The organism is Herpetosiphon gulosus (genome assembly GCF_039545135.1).
Classification (GTDB): Bacteria; Chloroflexota; Chloroflexia; order Chloroflexales; family Herpetosiphonaceae; genus Herpetosiphon; species Herpetosiphon gulosus.
Map to the genome: position 1 here is coordinate 91,937 of NZ_BAABRU010000003.1, position 24,184 is coordinate 116,120.

The 24,184-nt window shown below is 48.9% G+C and carries 11 protein-coding genes; 3 read left to right on the forward strand and 8 right to left on the reverse strand.

The features are described 5' to 3' along the window. Positions 1-26: 26 nt before the first annotated feature. The 3 genes from ABEB26_RS04350 to ABEB26_RS04360 form a co-directional block, all read right to left on the reverse strand. The gene (locus ABEB26_RS04350; RefSeq protein ID WP_110515384.1) at positions 27-344 is read right to left on the reverse strand and encodes a metal-sulfur cluster assembly factor; all 318 of its coding nucleotides are present in this window, start codon (positions 342-344) and stop codon (positions 27-29) included. A 38-nt stretch (positions 345-382) separates the two neighbouring features. After that, a complete protein-coding gene (locus ABEB26_RS04355) occupies positions 383-841 on the reverse strand; it encodes an iron-sulfur cluster assembly scaffold protein (RefSeq protein ID WP_345720737.1) in 459 nt (152 codons plus the stop codon). A 117-nt stretch (positions 842-958) separates the two neighbouring features. Beyond that, entirely contained in the window at positions 959-2,602 is a 1,644-nt protein-coding gene (locus tag ABEB26_RS04360; RefSeq protein ID WP_345720738.1) for a PGAP1-like alpha/beta domain-containing protein, read from the reverse strand. 159 nt (positions 2,603-2,761) lie between these two features. On the opposite strand from ABEB26_RS04360, the gene ABEB26_RS04365 reads away from it, so the two are divergent. Beyond that, the gene (locus ABEB26_RS04365; protein WP_345720739.1) at positions 2,762-5,143 is read left to right on the forward strand and encodes a tetratricopeptide repeat protein; all 2,382 of its coding nucleotides are present in this window, start codon (positions 2,762-2,764) and stop codon (positions 5,141-5,143) included. Positions 5,144-5,270: 127 nt separating this feature from the next. Here the strand turns inward: ABEB26_RS04365 and ABEB26_RS04370 are convergent, their stop codons facing one another. The 3 genes from ABEB26_RS04370 to ABEB26_RS04380 form a co-directional block, all read right to left on the reverse strand. Beyond that, positions 5,271-7,397, reverse strand: a complete 2,127-nt coding sequence (locus ABEB26_RS04370; RefSeq protein ID WP_345720740.1) for a serine hydrolase domain-containing protein — start codon at positions 7,395-7,397, stop codon at positions 5,271-5,273. 304 nt (positions 7,398-7,701) lie between these two features. Next, complete coding sequence (locus tag ABEB26_RS04375; protein WP_345720741.1) at positions 7,702-10,350, reverse strand: hypothetical protein; 2,649 nt, start codon at positions 10,348-10,350, stop codon at positions 7,702-7,704. 119 nt (positions 10,351-10,469) lie between these two features. After that, the gene (locus ABEB26_RS04380; RefSeq protein WP_345720742.1) at positions 10,470-11,996 is read right to left on the reverse strand and encodes an adenylate/guanylate cyclase domain-containing protein; all 1,527 of its coding nucleotides are present in this window, start codon (positions 11,994-11,996) and stop codon (positions 10,470-10,472) included. Between the two features lie 249 nt (positions 11,997-12,245). Here ABEB26_RS04380 and ABEB26_RS04385 point away from each other — a divergent pair, with 249 nt between their 5' ends. Beyond that, positions 12,246-14,099 carry a carbohydrate-binding domain-containing protein gene (locus ABEB26_RS04385; protein WP_345720743.1) on the forward strand — a complete coding sequence of 618 codons (1,854 nt, stop codon included), beginning with the start codon at positions 12,246-12,248 and terminating at the stop codon, positions 14,097-14,099. Between the two features lie 261 nt (positions 14,100-14,360). On the opposite strand, the gene ABEB26_RS04390 is transcribed toward ABEB26_RS04385, so the two are convergent. Then, a complete protein-coding gene (locus ABEB26_RS04390; RefSeq protein WP_345720744.1) occupies positions 14,361-18,740 on the reverse strand; it encodes an AAA family ATPase in 4,380 nt (1,459 codons plus the stop codon). A gap of 406 nt (positions 18,741-19,146) precedes the next feature. Here ABEB26_RS04390 and ABEB26_RS04395 point away from each other — a divergent pair, with 406 nt between their 5' ends. Next, on the forward strand, positions 19,147-20,286 hold the full coding sequence (locus ABEB26_RS04395; RefSeq protein ID WP_345720745.1) for a hypothetical protein: 1,140 nt from the start codon (positions 19,147-19,149) through the stop codon (positions 20,284-20,286). Here the strand turns inward: ABEB26_RS04395 and ABEB26_RS04400 are convergent. Continuing rightward, positions 20,246-24,133 carry a tetratricopeptide repeat protein gene (locus ABEB26_RS04400; RefSeq protein ID WP_345720746.1) on the reverse strand — a complete coding sequence of 1,296 codons (3,888 nt, stop codon included), beginning with the start codon at positions 24,131-24,133 and terminating at the stop codon, positions 20,246-20,248. The two genes, ABEB26_RS04395 and ABEB26_RS04400, sit on opposite strands and share 41 nt — an antisense overlap. Positions 24,134-24,184: the final 51 nt, after the last annotated feature.

A 24,184-nucleotide genomic window follows, 5' to 3' on the forward strand; every position in this document is an offset into this window, starting at 1 on the left:
AACCCAACGGGGGGGGTGTCAGCAATTTAGAAATAGCCTAATTCGTCTTTAGCATCTTGGCTCATCATTTCGGGGTTCCAAAATGGAGTCCAAACCAAGTTGATATTCACATCATTCAAGCTTGGATGAATCACTTCCAGCGCTTTAACTTCTTTATGGGCTTGGTCGATAATTTGTGGTCCAGCTGGACAAGCAGGAGTTGTCAGGGTCATATCAACCACGATTTGGCGGCCTTCATCACGAATATCAACATTGTAGATCAAGCCCAAATCAACGATATTAACCCCAATTTCAGGGTCAACTACGTTTTTGAGCGCTGAACGAACCATATCATCACTAAGCATTGAGTTTCCTTCCTATCGTCCACACCAAGTTGGTGTGATTAATTTGAAAATGTTTCAGGCGCGGTCTGGGCCGGGGCGTTTTCACCAAGCTCAGCCCGAATCTGATCGTTACGGTATTTTTTGATCGCAGCTTTGAGCGTGCCCAAAGCCAAGGTTGCACAACGCGGGCGCGATTGCACAATCTCACGGCCTAGCTCATCGATCATCCAATTAAAATCCAAGGCTTCAACCGCTGTCAAGGCTTGGCCCTGCATTTGTTCGAGCAAAATCGAGGCGGCAGCTTGACTGATGGTGCAGCCCTCGCCAACAAATGCCAGATCTTGAATGGCATCATTGGCTGAATCGACCTTGAGATAAATTGTTACGACATCGCCGCAACCAGGATTACCACCAGGCATGGTTACATCCGGATCGGCCAATTCGCCGCGATGGCGCGGTTGTTCATAATGTTCGAGCAAAAACTCGATAGCTTCTTGGCGATCCACATTCGCCTCCATAACTGGTGCTCATTTCTGTTTGTATTGTACACGATTCTCCTGCAAAATTGGCTAGCTAAATAGCAAAACACCACCCGCAACGAGTGGTGTTTTGGCGGAATTTAGTTGTTTGAGGTTTTAGCGGCCAGCAGGCAAGCTGTTGGCTGGGTTCTTGGCAGCACTATCGACAACCCCAATATTCAGCGGAATTGAGCGCTCGAAGCTGCTCCCATCAGCGGCAGTACCAGTCACCGTGACAGCTACTTGATACAAACCAAAGGCTTGTGGGCTAGTCAAATTCAAACTAGCGCTATCGACACCTTTGGCTGCTAGACTGCGGTTGGTTGGCATAGCGCTGTGCAACTCAGTGCCTTGAGGCGTGCCGGTCAATTGAGCCTTGACGCTCAAACCTTGGGCAGTAGGAGCATTAACCTTCAAGCCCAAACTTTGATTAGGCTGAGCCAACAAGCTAGCGGCATCAAGTTGCACCTTCAAGCTGCTATCCAGCGTGGCATTGAACAGATAGGCGCTATCGGCCTTGCCACCGCTGACCACCACCGACCAAGCACCGCTAGCTGGAGCAGTCACTTCAGCGCTGTAGTGGTAGGCTCCACGGAAGAATTCAGTATCAAGCTCAGGCTTGTTGGCAGCATAGCGATTGCCTTGGGAATCAACAAACGCCACATCGAGATCAGCGCTATTGCTGACAAAATCGAAGTTGGCGGTTTTCACCCCAGTTTCGAGATTGAAGCGAATACCACCACGGCTAGCGTTTTCGAGCATCCCACCCCGCAAAATGCTGTTGGCATTGATCGTGGTCGCTTGCTCGGCAACTGGACTGTTGGCGCTATTTTCGCTGACTTTGCTGCGGAAGGTTCCGCGCACGCTTGGCTCAATTGAAGTCCAAACCACATTGCCCAAACGAATATTGTCGTGGTCATAGTTGCGGGTAAAGAGTCGGGTATATTGGCGGGGGTGAATCGAGCTGCTGACTTGCACCACCCCGTCATTATCACCAGAAATATAAGCCCCACCAAACCACATTGCCGAGAAGAATGGCCCATGGTTGGTGCCGCCAGCGGTGTGGAAGCGCACATTACTATAGTTAGCACTGCCATCGGTTTGCGAGCGGAAGTTATTCATGTAGGAAGTTTGCATTGAATAGGTGCCATCATCACGTTGACCAAGCAATGAAGCCAGCCAACCCGCCCACCAGCTATTAGCCAAATCGGCCAATTGTGAGCCACGATGTGGCGAGCTGAGGGTAACAATATTTTGCACCTTGCCACTTGCGCCATAGTGAATCACAGCGCTGTTGGTATCGACACCACCTTTGCTATGGGCGATAATGTTAACTGAGCGCACCCCATAATGATTTAAAATAACGTCTAATTGGCGATTCAGGGTCGCGCCGTTAGTCCAAATTGATGACGATGGACCATCAACTTCATCATCAATACTCACAAAGGCGGTACGATAACCAGCCGCATAGGCTTTATCATACATATCGTTCGTGCCGTGGTACATGGTCGCACCCCACCAGTTGGGAGCCTTGCCGTGTAACCCATGGACAAAGACCAAGACCGGCTTGCTACTGCTGTTGGCTGGCACAGCACCAACCCAAACGCGGCCTTTACCAGCACCATTGACTTCAGCAATAATCCGCGGAGCTGGCGCAGCCATTAAATGGGCTGATTGGGCTTGAACCGACTTGTGTGGAAGGCTAACTGTGGCCAACATGAGGGCGATCAGGGCCAAAATAACTGCAATCCGACGTTTCACGAACGACTCCTTTGCATTGCTCATCGTCACTGACGAACGACCGTAGAGAGAATCGACTGACGGATATGTGGGAGAAATTGGTGGATGGCTATAGCATAACGCAGAATGTCAAAATAGTCAAAACTTTATTAATAGAGTGTATTTGAGGAGTATTTGGCAATGAATCAGCATTTCTGGCAGGTTGAATGGCTGCAACAACTGCTGCAACAACCGCATATTGCGCTTAATCAGCCAGCAATCCAGCAGCTTGTACATGCCAAAGGTGGTCTGCATACATTGTTGCAATGGCTTTGCCAACAAGCATTACAGCCGGATCAACAACGCTTACTGCAATTGATTGTGACCGAACCCCAACGCAGTATCGCCTATTATGCCGATAGCTTGGGAATTCACACGACCACCTATCATCGCCATTTCAAAAAGGCCTGCCAACAACTAACCATGCTTTTAAATGATGGAGTTGGCGAGCATCACGCAAACCCAAACTTCAACCTACCGATTCCGCCAACCCGCTGTTTAGGCCGTGGCAACGAGCAACAAAGCATCAATCGGCTTTTTGCCAAAGGCCAACGCTTGATCAGCATTTTAGGCTTTGGTGGAGTTGGCAAAACCCGCTTGGCGTTGGCGATTGCCGAAACCCAGCAGGCTAATTATCGTGATGGAGTCTGTTTTTGTGGGCTAGCCAGCATCAATCAACCACAATTAGTTTTAGCAACGATCGCCGAAGCACTTGGAGTAGCTATTGGCCCACAACAAACGACTGAAAAAGCGCTGCAACAATTTTTAGCCAAGCGCCAACTCTTGCTGATTTTGGATAATGTTGAGCATGTCGTCGAAGGGGTCGCGGCAATTGGCCAACTGTTGCGCGAAGCACCGCAATTGCAAATTTTGGCAACCAGCCGCGTGCCGCTCAATTTATATGGCGAATATATGCTGCAACTTCAGCCGTTGGTCGTGCCAACCAAACCAATTGCCAGCCAAGATTTGGCTGAAACACCAGCAATTGCCCTGTTTATCGAACGTGCTCAAAGCCATGCTGCCAGATTTAGCCTCGATGACGCTAGCCTTGAAGCCATTCGCCAGATTTGTAGCCAACTTGAGGGCTTGCCCTTGGCGCTCGAATTAGCTGCCGCCCACACGCGGGTGCTCTCGCCGCAACGCTTAGCCCAACAGCTAACCAATCATGTACTTGGCCTCAAAACGAGCATTCGCGATTTGCCCGAACGCCAACGCAGCCTACGTAATCTGATTAGTTGGAGCGTCGATCTGCTTGCGCCAAGCCAGCAACAAGCCCTGCAAGCCTTAGCAATTTGGCCCGCTGGCTGGACACCTAGCAGCGCAAGCTTCGCACTTGATCTAGCCGAGGATGATCCGACGCTCTACGACATCTTGGCAAACTTGGTTGATCATCATTTAATTATGCAAGTACCACAGACTGAGCGCTGGGTTTTGCACCCATTTGTACGCGAATATGTACTAGAGCAATTAACGTCAGCCCGACAGCAACAATTTGCCCAGCAACATCTTGCTTGGGCTACCCAATTGAGCGAGGCCTTTAACCAGCATTTTGCCGATGCCCAACAAGAATGGCTCGATTTATTCGAGGCTGAGCACGACAATCTACGAGCAGCCTTGGCTTGGGCCAGCAGCAACCACTACCCGATTGCCACCTTGAATATTGCGGTTAATAGTTGGCGTTTTTGGTGGGCACGTAGCTATTTCAATGAAGGCCAACAATGGCTGGATCAAGCTTTAGTCCAAGCCACTAGCCAAGCCCAGAACCTTGAGCCAATCTTGCATTCACGCGCCTTGAATGCCTGTGGAGCTATCGCTTGGAGTCGCGGCGATATTGCGGCGGCCCAAGCGCATTTTAGCCAGAGCCTAGCACTCTACGATGCCAACAATAATCCGATTGGCGCGGCCATGGTGCGCAATAATCTGGCGCTCGTGGCGATTAAACAGCAGGCCTATGCCCAAGCTGAAAGCTTATTTGAACTGAATGCAACAGTTTTTGGTAGCACTGTCGAACAAGCCGCCAATTATGCCGCAACCCTGAGCAACCTAGCTATGTTAGCGCGTTATCGTGGCGATTTGCAACGTGCCTATGATTTGGCCCAGCAAACCCTCGCCCTGCGTCAAACCCTCAATAACCAGTGGGCAACCGCAACCTCGTTGACCAATTTAGGGGCAATTAGCCTGCAACGCGGCGAATTTCAGCAGGCCCAGCGCTACTATCAACAAAGTTTGCAGGTGTTGCACCAGCTTGGCGAGCGCGAAAGTATCGCCGAATGTTTGGAGGGCTTGGCAATTTTGGCGATTCAGTCCGGCCAATATCAACTTGGTGCCCAACGCTTGATGATGGTCGAACAATTACGCGAATCAATCGGCGCACCACGCTCTGAGCCAGAACAAGCTCTGCTAGCACCATGGATCGCCCAACTTGAGCAGCAACTCGACCTAAGCATTCGCCAACAACTTCACCAGCAGACCAGCCTTGATCTGCTTAAATCAATGATTGAGCAAGCACTCAGCGAACTCTAAAAGTAACGTAACAGCTATGGCCTCGGTTGGGTATATGGGTTTTGATCACCCAACATTCCAAACCGAGGCCACGTTGTATTGATTGCGATTATGGTTACTTTAGGAACGTGATTATCGCCAGCTTTACCTATGGTTGGCGGGTAAATAGATAGGTTTCGCTGCCAACATCCATGGTCAAGGTTGGTTGATTGTTAGCATCAACGCCTGTTTTGAAGGGAATTCCAGTAAACGGCGGGGTTACTGAAAGATAGCCATCAGGCTCGCCTTGGTCGTTCAACACTGGTTTGAATTGCGTTTGAATCGCGCCAATATCCAGCCATAATTCCTCGCCATTGCGCATCAACGTTACATCACCCAAGGCCGCATTGGTATAGCTGCCCAATAATGGCTCAACGCTAGCCAAATCCAACTCAGGCGCAAGATTTTTGGCAATTGCGCCCAACGATTCTTCGATGCTTTGAGCGCTATAGGCCGAGGTTTCGGCGGCTTTGCTTGGTTGATCAAAGGCTAATTCAAAGTAGCGGTCGCTAATGCTGGTAGCAAAATGGTTGGCATATTGACCATTACTCAAAACCACAATCCCAATGTTGGCCTCTGGAATAAAGGCAAACTCCGATGAGAAGCCAAAGGTCGTGCCGCCGTGAGCAATAAATTCCAAGCCATGATAATCACTAATCATCCAACCAAGCCCATAGCTCGATTTAGCATCGATCGCAATTTGCGGCTCCCACAGCACATCCAAATTTTCGTCAGAAACCAAGCGTTGGCCGCTAGGCGTAATGCCATGATTGAGCAAGGTAATCAAATAGTTGCCCATATCGTTGGCGGTTGACCACTCGGTTGCGCCCGCTGGAGCCACGCCTTTGATGGCAAATTCCATGCTGATCGGCATGGTCTGGTAGGTTGCGTTGGTCAAATCCAAGCCATGGGGCAGGGCATGGTTGGGGCTGGCTTCAACAACCGCTTGATCAAGCGTGGTACTGTTCATACCCATTGGTTTGAGCACCCGTTCAGTTAATGCTTGGGCAAAGGTCTGATCAAGTTGGTTCAAATCGCCGCCGCTGGCTGCTGCCGCTGCAAAGCCACCAATCGCCACCATCTGATTGCTATACTGAAAAGCCTCGCCAAAATCGGTGAAAAATTCAAAATCAGCAACCGAAGCGATAATCCCTTGGGCATCCAAATCTTCGGCATTGAAAATCATTTCGAAATCGCGGCGCGGCACGCCAGTACAAGCACAAACCAAATGGCGCACGGTAATTTGCTTGGTAATTTCAGGATCTTTGACCTTGAAATTAGGCAGTAATTCAACCACTGGCGTATCCCATTCCAGCTTGCCTTGATCGACCAAGGTCGCCATCAACAAGGTCGTTAAGCTTTTGCCAGTTGAGCCAATCATCATCTGGGTGTCGGCATCCATTGGCGCTTGCGAAACCACATCGCGCACCCCAAAGCCTTTACTATAGGCAATTTGACCATCTTGCACAATCGCCACGCTCACCCCAGGAATTTTATATTTGGCTTGTTCAGTTTGAATAAAATTTTCTAATTCACTGATCAGTTCTGGCCCAACATCAACCCGTTGATCAGCAGTGATGGTAGTTTGGTTGAGTGCCAAAATCGTAAAGCCCGATTGAATAATGCCAACTTGGGATTGACGCTTGGCAATTGTGGTATTTTCACCTTGCACCAGCATCAAATAGGCTACGCCTTCGTGCAATTGAGCCAGGGCTATTGTGGTCTGGGTGGTATTTTTGGTATCGTAGGCGGCCACCAAGGCTTTCTCCACCCCACTCGGGGCTGGCATTTCTTGGCTATCATCGGGTTTAAGCGTAAAACTTGGGTCGGCTTGCTGCCAGCCTAATTCAATCGCCTTGCTCAAATCGGCTTCTTCAACACTCAACAGAGCAATCTTAATTTTCTGATCAGGATCATTCAGCCTCACAATCCCAGCTTGGTCTTCAAGTTGCCAGTTTGTCGGAATCGGCACCGAGAATAATTGGCTGGTGCTGGTATAGATGCTGCTGCTTTCGACACCTGCACTGGCCTTGGTTGGGGCGGCAGTTACGGTAGCGGCAGCAGTTGGTTCAACAGTCGCAGCACTGACATTGGTTGGAACATTCGTTGCATTTACCACGTTGGTAGCAGTCGGTTGGGTATTGGCAGTGGTACAACTTGCTAACAACATTGAGGCCATTCCGGTGAGCAAAATCCAGCGTTGCCAGTGGGGCAATAATTTAGCAACATTCAACATACACGACCTTTCAACCTAACACATTACAACAATCACATTCTCGAAAAGCAGGTTTAGAACGATTGCAGTGATTGTGGTTAGCATAGTTGATTGGTCGATTTAGGCCTAGGTTAATAATGCTGAATTGTGCTCACTCAAAAGCCAAGCTCAATTGAGCAATTCAACAGGTAGCCGCTCGTACCAAAGATCGAGGTTGGCTCAGCTTAGAGGGATCAGGCTCTAAGATTTCTTGGATTTCTTCAACTCAACCCCTCTCCCAGTGGTTGGAAGAGGGGCATTGTGGCGACTTAGGTATGTGGTTCGCCTAAGGTGTCCAGACCAGATAGAGTGGCGTAGCGCTATAGACACTACCATGGAGATCGGCGAATTCTACCGTGAGTGTCTGGCCTGCCCTTGGCGCTAACACGCTTGCAGGAACCGCCACCAAGGCTGCTTGCGGTTGTCCGTTAATTCCATAGTCGTGACGGAAGATCTCGGTTGTGCCTGCTCGGATAATCACCGCATCATCGACTAAGCCTGCCACAAGACTAGTCGGGCTTGATGAAAGCCAATAGCTTCCACCGTTTGGCATAACCGTCGGAAGGGTAATCGTGCTCGTAAAAAAGACAAAGCCTGGGGTGGCGACTGGGCTAGTAGCAATCGCAGTTGATCCGAAGGTCGCAAGCGAACCAGAACGGCTCATCATTATAAAAGGTAGGTATTGAATAAATGTCGTGGCAACAGGTGTAGCTGTCGGGGTGGTTGGCGTATTCGTCGGCGTATTAGTGACTGTCGCGGTCGGCGTGGTGGTTGGGGTATTGGTTGGTGTGTTACTGACAGTTGCTGTCGGCGTATTGGTTGGTGTGTTGGTGGGCGTATTTGTCGCCGTCGCGGTTGGTGTGTTGGTTGGTGTGTTCGTGATCGTCGCGGTTGGCGTGGCCGTCACGGTTGCAACAATCGTTACGATCCCACTGGTACTGTCAAGGCTCTGGCCGTCTGGATTGGTTACCGTCACGATGCGTGCGCCAGCACTAGCTCCGGGTGCAACTGTGATGTTGAGGGTAATCTGGGTTGGGCTGTTGTAGGTAACACTATTTACTGTTACCCCGCCACCAGCAACACTAGCTGCAATTCGGTTGCTAAACCCTGCCCCAGGATCATAAAAGCCCGAGCCAGCACTCGAAGTGCCAGTAATGATAATATCGGTCGTCGTGCCTTGATCTACCGAGGCGGGATTACTGGTGGTAGGGATTGCTGGCGGTGGGGCTAACACCTTAACAACCTGTACACCATACGAATCGGTGGCATTGGTAAACTGCTGAATCGTCCACATGGTCATATCATCGCTGGGGTCAAGGCTGGTATACGAGGTGTTGCCCCAAAGTCGCCCATTCGCCCCACCAGGATCAGCAGCGGGATTATAATCAGAGCTGCTAGCTGTATAGAGCGTTGGAGCTTGCATCGTTCCAAGGGTATCGCCAGCTAAACGACTAGTCATGGATGCATTCGCTCGGGCTGCGGCTCCGGCGCTACTGAAGCCCATCACCGCATGGCCTTGGCCCGAAACTGCGATACTTGGAATCCATTGAAAACGTGGGTTAGTAACCGCATTGTCAAACACTGTGCCTGCTTGCACCAATGTTGGAGTAGTAGCAAGATTTTGAAACTCATACCAACGCACGGAGTTACGTGCCCCGGTTGCCGTGTTCGCTATCCCAGCAGCATTGGTTCTAAAACTGTGTGCTGTCCACAGACGGCCATTGCGAATCATGGCTGAATACAAGCGATCATCAATCCCATCAAGCTGACCATTCAACCCCCCAGTATTGCCGAGATGCGGAACCCGGGTCGGAAAGGTGGTTGTAGGCACTGTCACCGAGATATTAGCTGAAATCGTCGGAGTAAGACTACCAGGATTACTGACCCGCCGAAACATTATTGTACTAAATGTGGCATTATCAACCCCAACAAAATAGCCTTCGGTCGCAGTTGGGTCAAAATTATCAACGCCTTGTGGGGCAAATGGCCCAGCACCCGTTCCTGAGGCGACCAACCCAGCAAACATGGTCACCACAATCGGCCCAACCCCGAGGATTGAGCTTTTTTGCACCACATAGCCATTGGTTCCGACTAATGAACCAGCGGTGTTAAACATATTAGTGCCGATGTAGAGCGCATTAACATCAACACCCAAGCTAGCATAATCCATCACATCCGTGCCGTTGCCTTGAAAAAAGAAGAACGTCCAGACCGTGCTAGGGCTAATAACTCCGGCACTAGCTGCATCACTAACCGCCAGCAACAGCCGATTGACTTGATTCCCTGAGAGGCCTGGCAAATCGGTGACCGTCAGAATCCAACGCTGGGTCATTCGATCATAGCGAATCCGCGGATCATTCGTGATGTTATTGGCAATCGGTGGGGTCATCACCGCGCTGAAAAATGTTTCCAGCGTGCTATCGATCACGCCATCAGCAACACCCGTCGCTTTATCAAAGGTTCGCAAGCGGCCATTAATTGCCACCACAAATTGGCTTGGTCCAACCGTACCCATGGTGCTCGGCGGAATTCGATTGCTATCGGCCAAGGTCGCACCGGTAAAATTGGTGCTCAAACTGCTCAAGGCTGTGGCATTCGATGCTGTAACAGGAACTGAATCCGCTTGGGTCGGCCATTGCGCAACCGCTGGCGCATTTGGATTTTCAGCTAAACGCTGGCGATCAACCTGAAAGCGTGGCTTAGCCCAACGCGCTGGTTGAGGCTGCCGATCAACTAAGGCTTGGCTGACCATAATTGCAGCACTGGTGCGTTGCACGCCAACCGCCCCAGTTTGCGTGATGCCACGCATTTCACCAGCAGGAATTGATTGAAACGGAACGTCAAACCGCGCGTGGGCACGAAATCTTGCGCCCGTCTGAGCCATGGTCACGAGTAGGAACGTCATAATAAGCAGTTGAACAGGCTTCAAGCGCATTGCGGAATCTCCTTACACTGGGTGATTTACCACGATAATGGTTTTGACTATGCCAAACTCAATCAGATCGTTTGTTCCAGTCAGTCTCAAACAGCAACTAACCACAACCCATTACCTGCTCAGTTAGCAGGATGCAGGCTAAAGATTGGGGTTGGGCTAACCTTGCCTTTCAAGCTGATTGTGCCCAAATCAACACATGGCAATTGTTGATCTATCAGTTGTTGCAGGCTGGCTTCGAGCAAAATCTGGCCTTGTTCAGCGGCAGCCATCAAACGTGCTGCGGTATTGACCACATCGCCCAGCAAATTAAATTCACGTCGGCCACGTGGCTCGCCAATTTCGGCGGCAAACGCTGGACCATAAGCGAGGCCAATTTTGCAGCGAATTCGTTGTTGATAACGCCGAAAATGCAATGCTGGCGATTGCTCAACCAATTTTTGAATCGCCAGCGCCGTTTGAGCCGCTCGCAAGCCATCATCAACATGTGCCCCAGTCACTCCAAAATGAATCAAAATATTCGAGCCAGATTTATCGTAGGTTACGTTTTTCAGAATCCCGCCGGAGGTTTCAACTGCTGCATTGATCAAGGCAAAAATCCGTGAATAGGCTTTGATTAACAAGGGTTCTTCATCGGGGTCGAGATATTCGGGGGCATCGCTGATCCCACTTAAATTCATATAAATAACTGGGAGTTGCAGCCATTGCGGCGGCACTTTACGCTGAGCCGCAGTTTCAACCAATAAGCGTAGCACCGACACAGGCAAAAAGCTGGCTAATGGCTCAGTTGTGTTAAGCATTTCTTCAATTTCATGCACCAACGCTGCAACGCTGCGATCAAGCAAAAATCCGCCTGCTTGGCGGCGTTTGGTTGGCGCAATATCATATTCGCCTAAGGCTTGCTCAGCCAAATCATCACAAACCAAGGCATAACCATCATTCAATAATTCACAGCGATACAAACCCTCAACTGCGTGCAATGCCGCTTGGCTGAGACAAACCCGCCCAACTTCGCCTGCACCTTCAGCATATTTCGTTGCTTGCACCGCCTCACCCAACAGTACATATTCCATGCGTTTGGGTGTGCCAATATCGGCAGCAATAAAGCGCCCACGATGCAACCCGATACGCATGCCCAGCGAAATAACCCCTTGCGGCGTGGCTAATTGATTAAATTGCTTCATCGCCCGTTGCATGCGCAGGCCAGCCCGCACCGCCAAGGCTGTGTCGTTGCGCTCACCATCAGCCGGAAACTGCACCAACATCGCATCGCCTGTCCATTCCAAAAGATTGCCACCCGATTTGCTGATGATTTCGACCATTTGAGCAAAATAGCTATTCAATACATTTAACACTTGGTCGGTGGCATGATCATCAGCATGGGCATCCATTAATGTGGTAAAGCCAGCCAAATCGGTAAACATCAAGGTGCCTTCTTGCCAAGCGGAGCGAGCCAGGCCTGGGGTTGGCGGGGTTTCGGCCACAAAGCGCGGCACATAATCACCCAACATCCGTCGCAAGGTTCGCAAATGCTCAAAAACCTGAATCAAGCGTTCTGGAATCGGCTCGACCCAAACCGAGGCATACAACATCGCTGGCAATAACGAGCGCAAACGTGGCTCTAGCAACGTTAATGGATGATTTGGCATATACCGCTCCTTGATCAGGCAATTCACTATCGGCCTAGCTCCTCAAAGTATACCGTGCATCCCCAACATCAACCACATATTCTCTTCACGAGTTCCTCACACTTGCTGACTAGAATTCATAGCAGATTAATCGATATTCCCTCACCCCCAGCCCTCTCTCTCACAAGTGAGCAAGGGGGCTGGACTCAAACAAAGCAGTCACAAGGTAAGGGAATCGGCTATGTTACAGATTCTATTGGGAGATTTCGCATGAAACCATTTACCAGAGCACTCATCACCAGTATGCTGGTGGCAATTTTAGCAGCCTGTTCAAGTAACCAAACGACGACCAGCAGCAACCCGACTTCGAGCAACAACCAAGCGGTGGTCAGTTCAAATAGTGCGACAATAACCAGCCCAAGCGTAGTCGTGCCAACCGTCGAATCAATTGATGAAGCACTGGCGACCAAAGCTACACCCCACGATACCTCGGCTGATTTGGCATGGGATACAACAGAACTCGTCGAGATTAAACTCAGTGATAGTAGCATCACCGCCAGCAGCCCCAATGTCAAGGTTGAAAGCACGACCGCCACAATTAGTGCCGCTGGCACCTATCAATTGAGTGGCAATTTGAGCGATGGCCAAATTATCGTTGATACTACTGATAACGATTTAGTGCGCTTAATTTTGAATGGCGTAACAATTCATAGCTCAACCAGTGCCCCCATCGCGATTATGCAAGCCGAACAAGTTGCGGTGATTTTGGCCGATGGCAGCCAAAATACGCTTTCAGATACGATTGATGCCTCGGCCAACGCTACAACCGAAGAAGATTTGCCCAATGCTACGCTGTATAGCAAAGCCGATCTAGCGATTGATGGCACTGGTAGCTTGATAATTCAGGCCAACGGTAACGACGGCATCACTGGCAAAGATGGCTTGGTGATCAACAGCGGCGACATCGATATTACCGCCGTTGATGATGGCTTGCGCGGCAAAGATTATCTGGTGGTCAACGGCGGCACAATCAGCATCAACGCTCAAGGCGATGGCCTAACCGCTGATAACGAAGAAGATCCGACCAAAGGCTATATTTCGATCACAGGTGGTACATTCAAAATCACTGCTGGCGGCGATGGCCTCAGTGCAGTCACCGATCTCTTGATCGATGCTGGCGATTTGACGATTAGTGCTGGTGGCGGCAATAACGCTAGTGTGAGCGCCGATGCCTCAGCCAAAGGCTTGAAAGCTGACCAAAATTTAGTGATTGCCGATGGTACGATCACAATTGATGCTGCTGAAGATGCGCTGCATTCCGATAGCAATATTACGATCAATGCTGGCACAATCAACCTAGCCGCAGGCGATGATGGTGTGCATGCCGATGCAAACCTGACGATCAACGGCGGCGATCTGACGATTAGCACCTCGTATGAAGGCCTTGAAAGTGCCGTCATCACGATTAACGATGGCACAATTAACCTTGTAGCCCAAGATGATGGTGTAAATGTCGCCGGTGGCGATGGTTCGAGTATGCAAGGCGGTGGCATGGGGCGGCCCAATCGCAACGATAGCTTTGCCGCTGGCAACTACTTCTTGTACATCAACGGCGGTACATTGGTAGTCAATGCTGCTGGCGACGGCTTAGATGCCAATGGTTCGATTGTGATGAACGGTGGTTTGGTGTTGGTTCATGGCCCAACCGAGCAAATGAACGGCGCATTGGATTATGATGGTGGTTTCGCGTTGAATGGTGGGATTTTAGTTGCTAGTGGCAGTGCGGGCATGGCCCAAGCACCCGACACCAGCTCAAGCCAAGCCTCAGTGCTGATCAACTACAGCTCAGCCCAAGCTGCTGGCAACTTGGTACAAATTCTTGATCAATCAGGCAAGGCGATTATGAGCTTTACGCCCAGCAAACAATACCAAACTTTGGTCTTCTCATCGCCAGAGCTGCAACAAGGCGCAAGCTACACGATCAATAGCGGTGGTTCACTGCAAACGAACTCAGCCAGCGGCTTCTCGTCGGAAACAGCCAATGCAGGCGGCACAGCTTACGCCAGCTTCAGCGTCAGCGATATCGTGACCCAAGTTGGCCAGCGCATGGGACGACAACGCTAAAAGATAAAGTCAAAAGGCCGAAGGCAAAAATCAAAATAGTTATCAAGCGTAAAATTTAACGCAGCAGCGCAGAGCAAGCATATTCTTTGCACCGCTGCGTTAAACATACGAGTTAGTTGTTGAGGATCACGCTAGTAATTCAGCAGCATAATCAAATACATCTGTGCTCATCTGTGGCAAAAAACTTAACCTTCGTGTCCTTCGTGGTTTAAATCTGACCACACCAAAACTTCAAGCCAACATAGCTTTTATCCAAACGTTTTATTGCAATCGGGCTACTTGCTGCTCAACCCATGGCACGCTATCGAGCAAGGCCATGCCAAGCCATGGCTGGGTTGAATCAAGCGGCAAGACGATTGTGCGTAGATCCCATAGATCAGCAGTAGTAGCACAATTACGCCATTCGGCTCGAATAATCTGAATACTTTCGGCAATTTGCTGGCGCTCAACATAGTAGTTAATGATTTGGTGCAAGAACTTAATCCGTTTCGTCAGCCTAGTAAACCCATGCGAGATCTGATATGCAGCAACGACAGCATCGGTTTGCAGCAATGCTGGAATCAGATAATCCAAGGCAGCATCTCTTTCTTCTGATACTTCATCATTGGCAATCAGCGTTTGAGCAAAAGCCAAATCGCCTCGTTGCGCATAGGTCAAAGCAATAGCATCAAGACTTAAGCGATTAGGCGAAAGCTGGCTTATTTCAGCAATAATCATTTCTAGCATCGCTCGATCATCAACCTTAGCAAAGCCATTGGCGACGATTCTTAGGGCTTGGGCACGCTGGAACGGCTCTGAAATAGCCATAGCAAACTGATAGGCTTTGCCCAAAAAATCTAGATGCCCACGCACCCCATAGGACGTACAGCTATTGGCTAATACAGTAAATAGCTTATTTGCATAACTACTTGGTGCAATACCATCGGCTAAACCAAGCATATCAGCCAAAAATACCTCAGTATCTGAATCGGTAGCATGCTGAAGATATTCCATCGCAACATAATGATAGGCAGTAACGTTTGGGGGAGATTGGGCAATGGAATGGGCATACGCTAACCAATCGGCAAAATCTGGGTAGTTGGCTTGTTGGATATAGGCTCGAGCAATTTGACAAAGCACTTGCACATACCGATATACGGGCAAATCTGGATGCCGCATAGTACGGATGGAATCCAATAGGCTGGGAAGATACTGATTGGAACCATAGCTAATCTGGGCAATCGCCAAATCTTTTAGATATTCAAGCACGCTAGCTGGATCGGTGATGATCCTCAATACCTCAATTATTTCAACATAACACCCTTCTGCAAGCATAGCTAAGCCATACTCATGCGCTTTGATTATAATCTCGTACAAATTCCATGCATACGCCTCAGGTCGGGAGCGGCTCAAGTTAAGCGTCGCATAGGCTTGCTCAATCTGACCATTTTCAGCGTAGGAGCGACTTATTTTTTCAAGGCTATAGTTCTTCAATTCGAGAATAGTGATTGATTGAGCAAACTTGAGGGCATCAGCCAACATAGCATAGGCAACATAGCTCTTAATTAATATAGGAATGGCAATTTCTTGATCTATTTCAGTTTGGAGCAATGGTACGAGTTGGCTCGCCTCAGCGATCATAAGCTGACCTTGGGCTTGAAATTCACTCGCCAAAACGGTATCCGCAAGCTCACATAGAACCCTGATTCGAGAGCGAGGGTTTTCAATCTTTCGCACATGGGTTAATGCTTCAAGCACATAGGTTTGAGCTTGTGAATGATTTTGTTGCTCAATTGCTTGCCTTAAGAGCATTTGTAACAGTTGGACTGCTAGCTGCGGCTCAGTACTAGCATCAACCATCTGACGAACAAGGTTAATCTCACCATGATTAAAGTAGATCGTAGCTTTCTCGAACAACAATGAATATTCAAAGGTTGCTCGCTGACCAATTAATAAGGCGGTTTGAACAACCCGCTCACAGAGATCTTCATAGCCATAGCGCTTAACATGTTCGGCCAGCCACAGGAACTCCGATATTTGTTCATAGAAAAGCTGCTGATCAATAGTTGTAATTTTAGCCAGTGCTTCAGCAAAAATACCCCGAGCGTGATCATGCAAGTGCTGACGAGCATAGGTATCGCCAATTTGGATCAAGCTTTTTGCCGAATAATGGCTGCGCTCAATGGTTTCGAGCGCACGTTGTAGCACCACCAGCGTCTGCTTAATTTGCAAATTTTGCGCATAACTGGTCGCTAGGAGACACAGACTTTCTCGCTTTTTTTCATGCCCAATAATCAAATCAATCGCTTGCTCAGCCTTGGCAAAATCGGCTTCCTTACAATACCAAGCTGCTAGCGCAGTATATGCCGGATCGCAAGAAAACCCATTGGTAATCGTCGTGGTCAACTCGGCTGCAATTGCGATCTTATCATATTTGAGATAGATACAAACAAGTTCACTCCGAAAGTAATCCCTTCGAATCATCGGATGCAAGCTTTGAGCTTTGGCCAGATTCCCTCGATCAAGGTAGCCACGGATCACTGCCAATACAGCCGCCTTGATTTTTCCGCCTTGCCGTTGGGAGACAGCTCTATCAAGGTAGCCACGGATCACTGCCAATACAGCTGCGGGTTGAACAGCATCAGTTAAGCGCTTGCTCAAAGCTCGGGCGTAGGCCAAGAGCGCACGGGACTGGCGATAATTGCCAAGCCGCCAAGCAATCGTTGCGAGCACACTCTTAATTTCGACCACATGCTCTGCATCGGCAAATGGTAAGGTTTCGATTAACAGTTGCTGGGCCTTAGCAAATTCTCCAATCAACATAAGTGCTTGCGCCAATACCATGGCACTTTTAATGCGATATTGTGCTGTTTGAATCTGACCAACCATAATCCAAGCCTGATCAAAATCATGCTGTTTGATAGCGGTGTCGATCAAATAGGCAAGGGTTTTATCACGGCTGATATCCAATGTCAATGTCAATGTGATCGGATATGCAAAAGTGAACAAGCCATGGTCAGCATAGGTTCTTGCAACGCGGCACAATCCAAAATCACGCCCTTCGGGATTGCGGATACTCCGCGCCGTTTGCTCCATACGTTGGAGGATTTTCAAGCCTAGCTCAGGCTCAGCATACTGAATGACTCGCGACCATAACACGACTTGCCGTGTTCGAACGGAACAAATATCAATTTGGGCCAACGCTTCGGATAAACGGCCAACGGCTGCCAAAATCACAAACAGATCGTCGTGCCAATGATCGGCATGGGCAGTGAGGCTGGTGCGCAGCAGGCTATAACGCCACAAACGTGGCAACAATTCAAACTGCTGTTCGATGCTCTGACCAGCGGCAATTACGCTCTCGCGAGCACGATCCAAATCCAAGCCATACAAGCGCGTGCTTGGCTCAAAGCGCACTTTCTGCTCGCCATACTCGCCCGCATCGATCACTTGCCATAGTTCTTCCCAGTGTTCCGCCAAATGCAAATGGGTGATGAAATGCTGACGGCCATACCAGCGCCGTGCCTGTTCGAGCGATTCAGCACTATCCTGCCAAATCTGATCAAGCGCTGTGCCACACCATTGCGCCATCCGTCCATGCCACACTTGCAATTCTGGCTGGGTAAATTCGTGGTCGATCAGAAAATCGTGAAACAACAAATGACGCAGGGCCACACGTTGATCAGCGGCGGTGCTGACCCAATCGCCCATCAGGGGCAGTGCGTCGGCAATGGCATCAACGGGTTGTTCAATAATCGCCGCAAGCACGGCGGGCTGGAGCGGTTCTTGGGTCACCAACAACACCGCCAATACTGGGCGAATCAGCGGTTGCCATTGCTTCGGTGCCGTCTGTTCGATCCGCCCAAGGCTCAGGCGAAAGAGCTTGGTCGAGTCAGCGCTAGCCTGATCGAGCAAATCCAGCAATTCGGTTGCTGAAGGTTGGCGCATCAGCGTGGCTGCCAGTTCGACCAACAAGGCATTGCCCTTGACTGATTGGGCTAAACCGTACAACAATGCTGACTCAAACGTCGGCTGCACCTGCTGCCAACGGCGGATCGCATCAGCGGCGCTCAATGGTGGAACCTGATAAACGACCCCGTGTTCAAGCGCTAAACTGTCGATCGTCTCGTTGGGTCGCGAGCCAAGCACCATCACGATGCCAGGCGGCAGTTGCAACGGCAAAAAGCTAATATCGCGGGTTCCATCTACCTCAGGCTGCAATTGATCCAACCCATCGAGATAGATCGTTTCGCTGATGCCACGCGCCGAGAGTGTTTGTAATAGCTGGCCAAATTCGAGGCGCAAGGCCGGGTAGCTGTCGGCAGGAAAATAGTTGCTCGTTAGATTGTGTTTGAGCATGAGTTGAGCCACCACGCTCCGCAGCACGTCGAGTTGGTAGGCGCGGCCTGGGGTGAGCGCAATAAAATGTTGTGGGGTTTGGGCCAGCCCAGCATTCACAATTAGTTGGGCGATCAGGCTACTTTTGCCAGCCCCAGCCTCGCCCGTGACCAACACATAGCCACCTGTTGCACGGGTTTGGTCGATTAATGCTCGAATCGCGGCTTGTTCGGCTTCTCGGCCAACGAAGCCTGTGAGCCGCAGCTGCAACAAACGGGCGCTTTCACGCTGGTTGGCCGCTTCATGTAAAACTTGAGCGTTCATCGGTATTATCCTCTCTTCAATTCAATATATCGTGCCAGAGCACAAATTTATTTGATTATATGTTCGATCCACGAAGAACACGAAGGGCACGAAGGCTGATTTTTAGCCACGAATCGCCCGAAAAAGAAGCTGGCTATCCGAGATTCATTGGAAAAACCAATAGCCTAGAGCTGATAACCTAGAGCCATGCATCCTCTGCACCGCTGTATTAAATATCAGGGTTGGTTGTTGGAGAACGCGCTGGTAATCCAGCAGCATAATCACACCAATCTGTGCTCATCTGTGGCAAAAAACCTAGACTTCGCGCTCCTGGTGGTTTCAACTCTAGCTCCTGACCCCTAACAACTAATCCCCCATCTCTCAATTCGGCTAAAATATGGCTACCGCCTAGTATGGGAGCCTAGCCATGACCACCAGCAGCAAACAGCAAGCTTGGCAAATTGGTTTGATCATCGGTTTTTGGCCGATTGTGCTTTTTGCCCTGTTCAATGATTCGGCTTGGCTCTATGCCCGAGGCTTCAACGGCCAAATCATCAGCAACATCGCCGCACCGCTCTACTTTGGCTTGATGCTCTATCACTTGCGCCCCGAGCAACGCCTGATCGCCTTGGTGTTTGTGCCATTTTCGGCGCTGGGCGAATATGTATTTAGCCTGTTGCTTGAGCTTTACAGCTACAAGTTTGAGGCAATTCCGATCTATGTGCCGTTTGGCCATGCAATTTTGCTCAGCACAGGCTTGTTGATCAGCGAATTGGCTTGGGTCAAGCAGCGCGAACAACGTTTACGCTGGGGGTTATTGCTTGGCCATATCAGTTTGTTTATTGGCGCATTTTTGCTGTTCCATGATAGCCTGAGTTTGCTGTTTGGGCTGGGGTTCAGCCTGATTGTATTGCTCTATCGTGCTCAATTATTACATTTGATTATGGGCTTTTTAGTGCTCTATATCGAGCTATTGGGCACATGGCTCGGCTGTTGGCGCTGGGATCTCAACCCGCTCAATGGATTATTGCACACCACCAATCCCCCAGTTGGAGCGTTTGTCTGCTATGTGATTGCCGATATTATTGTGATTATGAGCTTGCGCTGGTTGCGCTGGATGCAGGGCTATCGCCGCAACCCACATGCCAAAGGCTCAGCCGCCTATTATCAACAAAAATTAGCCTTGACCCAACAAATTTATGCCGGAAAGGCTAGTGGTGAGTCAGCAACTAGCAATAATGATGGCTTTGGCAAAGGCTATGCTTTGGGTACAGTTGGCTTACGTTATGTCGAATTAAATCAATATTCAGCGGCAATTACCTGTTTTGAGCGTACCCGCCAACTAGCTCAAAGCCGCAACAATCTGGTGATTTTTCATTTGGCAGGCTGGCATCTAGGTCTGTTATTGCTTAAACAAGGCCAAGCGCACGAGGCAATGTTATTATTACAAGCGTATGTCAATTATCTTCAAGCAAATAATTCGGCTCAAGCTGAGCATTTTGCAGCACAACTTGCTCAAGCACAGCTTAATACAAGCGATAACTCACCTTCAATAATGTCTCGATAGTACTAGGATTGTTTGCTTCACTTAAACCAAGCAAGTCAGGCAAGTTTTGATTTAATTGACGTTTCAACCAAGCATGACCATCGCGAAATTCTGGCTCAAAAATCGTATTAAGGCTTGCAATAATTGTTTCAGCCGCTAGCATAAATTGATGAGCAAGCTGGTATTTAAGCAACCCAGCCGCGACACAGCCAAACCCGACCAAATTTTCAGCCAATCCACGTTGGTCATCAAGCACTAAAAAGCCATGAATACTTTGCTGAAACAAGCCATAGGCCTGATAAAAATCACCTGTTCGCAGTGCTAAAAAGCCCATAGCTACTTGCGATTGGGCAATTCCCAAACGATGATTAATCGTGCAACGAACCACAAATGCATCCCGATGATTGTTCCAGGCAGCCTTAAAATCGCCTAGCGCTGCGTAAGTATTACCTAAATGTGCCAGTGAGATGGCGATTCCGCGTTGGTGTCCAACTTGCCGTCGATAGATCAAGGCTTGTTCTAACAATTCACGGGTTCGTTGATAATCACCTGATACAAAGACAGCATTAGCCAAATTACTTAACGATTGAGCCATCCCACGGATAAAGCCCAGATCACGCCGAATTGTAAAAGCCTCGGTATACAAATGCTCAGCCGTTGTATAATCACCACGATCAAACGCAATAATTCCTAAATCATTCAGTGAACTTGCCACAGCAAAAAGATCGCCCGCCTCGCGACGAAGGGCTAAACTTTGCTCCAAAGCATGATAAGCCTCGGCATAACGCCGTTGATCGGACAGAATTACGCCCAATTGAAATAAAGCACGGGCCATTCCCAATGGATTGGCGAGTTGTCGCCAATGATCAAGACTTTGCTGCACATAGGCAAGGCCTTGATCATAATACCCTTGTTGCCATAAAATATTAGCAATATCAATTAAAACTTCGGCAACACCCTCAGCATTGCCTAGCTTCAAATAACTGGTTCGGGCTTGTTCCAACCACGTTAGGCCTTGCTCGAACTGACCAAGCTCGCCATAAATCTTGCCAATACTCCAACGCCCTTTAATCGCAGCATCGGCAACAGACGGTAAGGCTTGAATAATGCTTTGATACGCCTCAATCGCTGCTTGCGGCTTACCAACAATCTGAAGAATCTCACCAATTGGCAATAGGACTGTCCAATGCTCAGCTGCTGGTAATAAATTGAGGAGTTGACGATAGAACAATAAAGCAGCTTCATTGGCATAAGATTGTTGTGCCAGCTTAGCCGCCTTCCACAAATATTCAATTTTCTTGCGGTGATTGTCACTGCGCGTAAAGTGATAGCAAATCACATCGAGATAGCTTGGATCATCGGCATAGTGCTGCTCAAGAAAATGGCCAAATTGCTCATGCAAGGTTGATCGTGTAGCATAGGTTAAACTTTCATAGGTCACTTCATACGTTAACATATGCTTGAAAATATAAGCAATCTCTGGTTCAAAACTATGCTTAATTGTTAAATCCATCCGATCAAGTATTTCGAGATCAGTTTGAATTGCTTGATAATCACCAAGCTGTGGATAAACACCCCATAACCAATGGAGTTTAAATAACCGCCCGATAATGCTTGCAATTTTGATCGTCAATTGCTGGCGCTCATTGAGTTGATCAATTCTGCTTAAAATTAAGCTCGAAAGGCTGGCGGGCAGTTGTAGTTTGCTAATAACCGCTGCATCATTCAGATCCAAGCCTTGCGTATGGACATAATTAAGCAATTCTTCGAGATAAAAAGGATTACCCTCAGCTTGGTTGATTAAATGGGCAGCCAATGAGCTTGATATCTGTTGCTCACCAAGCCAATGCTGCATTTTATATGCAACCAATTGGCTTGCTTCGCCCTGATCAAATTCATGGAGCGTCACGCTACCCCAATATGATAATTGCGGTAAACGCTGACTAATCAACTCATTCTGAATCGTTGGACGATAGCCCAAAATGATGCAAATGGGCAAGTGTTCAATTACTTGGCTAATTGCCCACAACAAATCAGCCGAAAGTGGGTCGATCCAATGGCAATCTTCTAAAATTAAGATCAGCGGTTGCCGCATTGCCCGTAGCCGTAAAGCTTGGATTAAAACAGCCTCACGCGCCAATTTTTGCATTTGTGGCTCAAGCAATGCTGTCGTTTCGTTGGCAGGAATCGCCAAATTAAATATCGTTCCCAGCAATGGCAAGCGATTAAGGAGGCTTGGATCGATCAGCTCCAGTTGAAAATTTAAAACCCGAATCTGCGTTGCTAGATCCCAATTTGGTTCAATACAGAAAAAAGCTCGCCAAATTGCATTCCAAACCAAGTACGGGCTATTTTCGCCATAGGCCTCGCATTCCCCGCGATAAATATTCCAGTGCTCCGGATCAACTTGTTGGAGATAAGCATTGATCAAATGCGATTTGCCAATCCCTGCTTCGCCAACAATCGCCATAATCTGGCCATGGCCTGCGAAGGCTTGCCCTGTTACACTTAATAATGTTGCTAATTCACTAGCACGCCCGATTAATCGCAGATTACTTGCGACTTCAGGCAAACGGACTGATGCTTCCGCAGCCCGTTGTTGGAGCGCCATCAGTGCAATTGGTTGCGGCTTGCCTTTGAGCATAACCGCAGGTAAAGCTTGCCAATGAAACTGCGTCTGTGCATGGTTAGCCAACTCCAGGCTCACCAAAATCTGGTCAGGTTCAGCCTGCTCCATCAAGCGAGCAGCCACATTAATCGAGTCCCCAATCGTTGTATAATCTTGGCGAATAGTCGAACCTACTAGCCCACAATAAACCACTCCACTAGTTAGGCCTAAGGCCGATTGATAGCCTAATTGACTGGTTTGCTCACGCACAGCTAAAGCACAATCTAAAATCCGCAAAGGATCATCTTCATGGGCAATTGGCGCACCAAATAAGATCATACTTGTGATGCCTTTATCGCCAGCCGTTACATGGCTGATATACCCATCATACTGAGCACTAATTGCCGTGAGCATACTTGCCCATTCGCGCATGCTTGCAAGCCCCTGCGGTGGTTGTTCAATCCGTAGTTGTGCAAATAAGACATACACAAGCCGATGTTCGTTGATAAATGAGGCCTGATTATCAGATAAACGCTTGGCAATTAATGGATGGATAAACATTTCAGCTCTAGCAGGCAATTGGGCAGGTAACAAGCTAGGTTGAGTGATTGATGCTCCAGGTTGGCAGCTTTGGAGCCAATAATAATTATCGTGGGCTTGGACTTCGACATACGGCTGAACAGTATGCCACAGCTCAGCCGTTAAACCAATCGCCCCCTCTAGTGCTTGGTTTTCAACCAAACTACTTTCAATTAAAGGTTGTCCCACTAATAATGGCACTAAGCGTTGTTGTGGAAGACCAGCCATGCCACAGCTAAGCTCACCATGAGCTAACCCAATCTTCATCGTTAAACGAATAGCTGCAAACTCATTGAGTAACGTATTGGTCTGAAATTGGTTCATCGCTGTTTGAATTGCAAGGCTACAACGCAAAGCTTGCAGGGCAATCGGTATTTGCTGAGGAGTTTCATAGCAAAAAAGCGCAGTCAATGCATCACCACTAAAGCCCCAAATAACGCCACCAGCTGTCTGAATCAGCTCGATCATTGCTTCAAAGACTTGGTTTAGCACTAACGTTAACTGCTCGGTGCCACGAGCACCAAGATCACCAGCTTGATCACTTAATGCTGTAAAGCCCGCAATATCAGCGAACATAACAACCGCATGAAATTGCTGTTCAGCCAAAAGATCATTGGGAGATTCCGCCGTATTCAGGAGTTTAAGCAATGGTAGGGGAAGCAATGGCAATAATGATTGCATAGTAAAGCCCTAGTAGGATGATCATCGCTGTGTATAAGCATCCTAGCATAC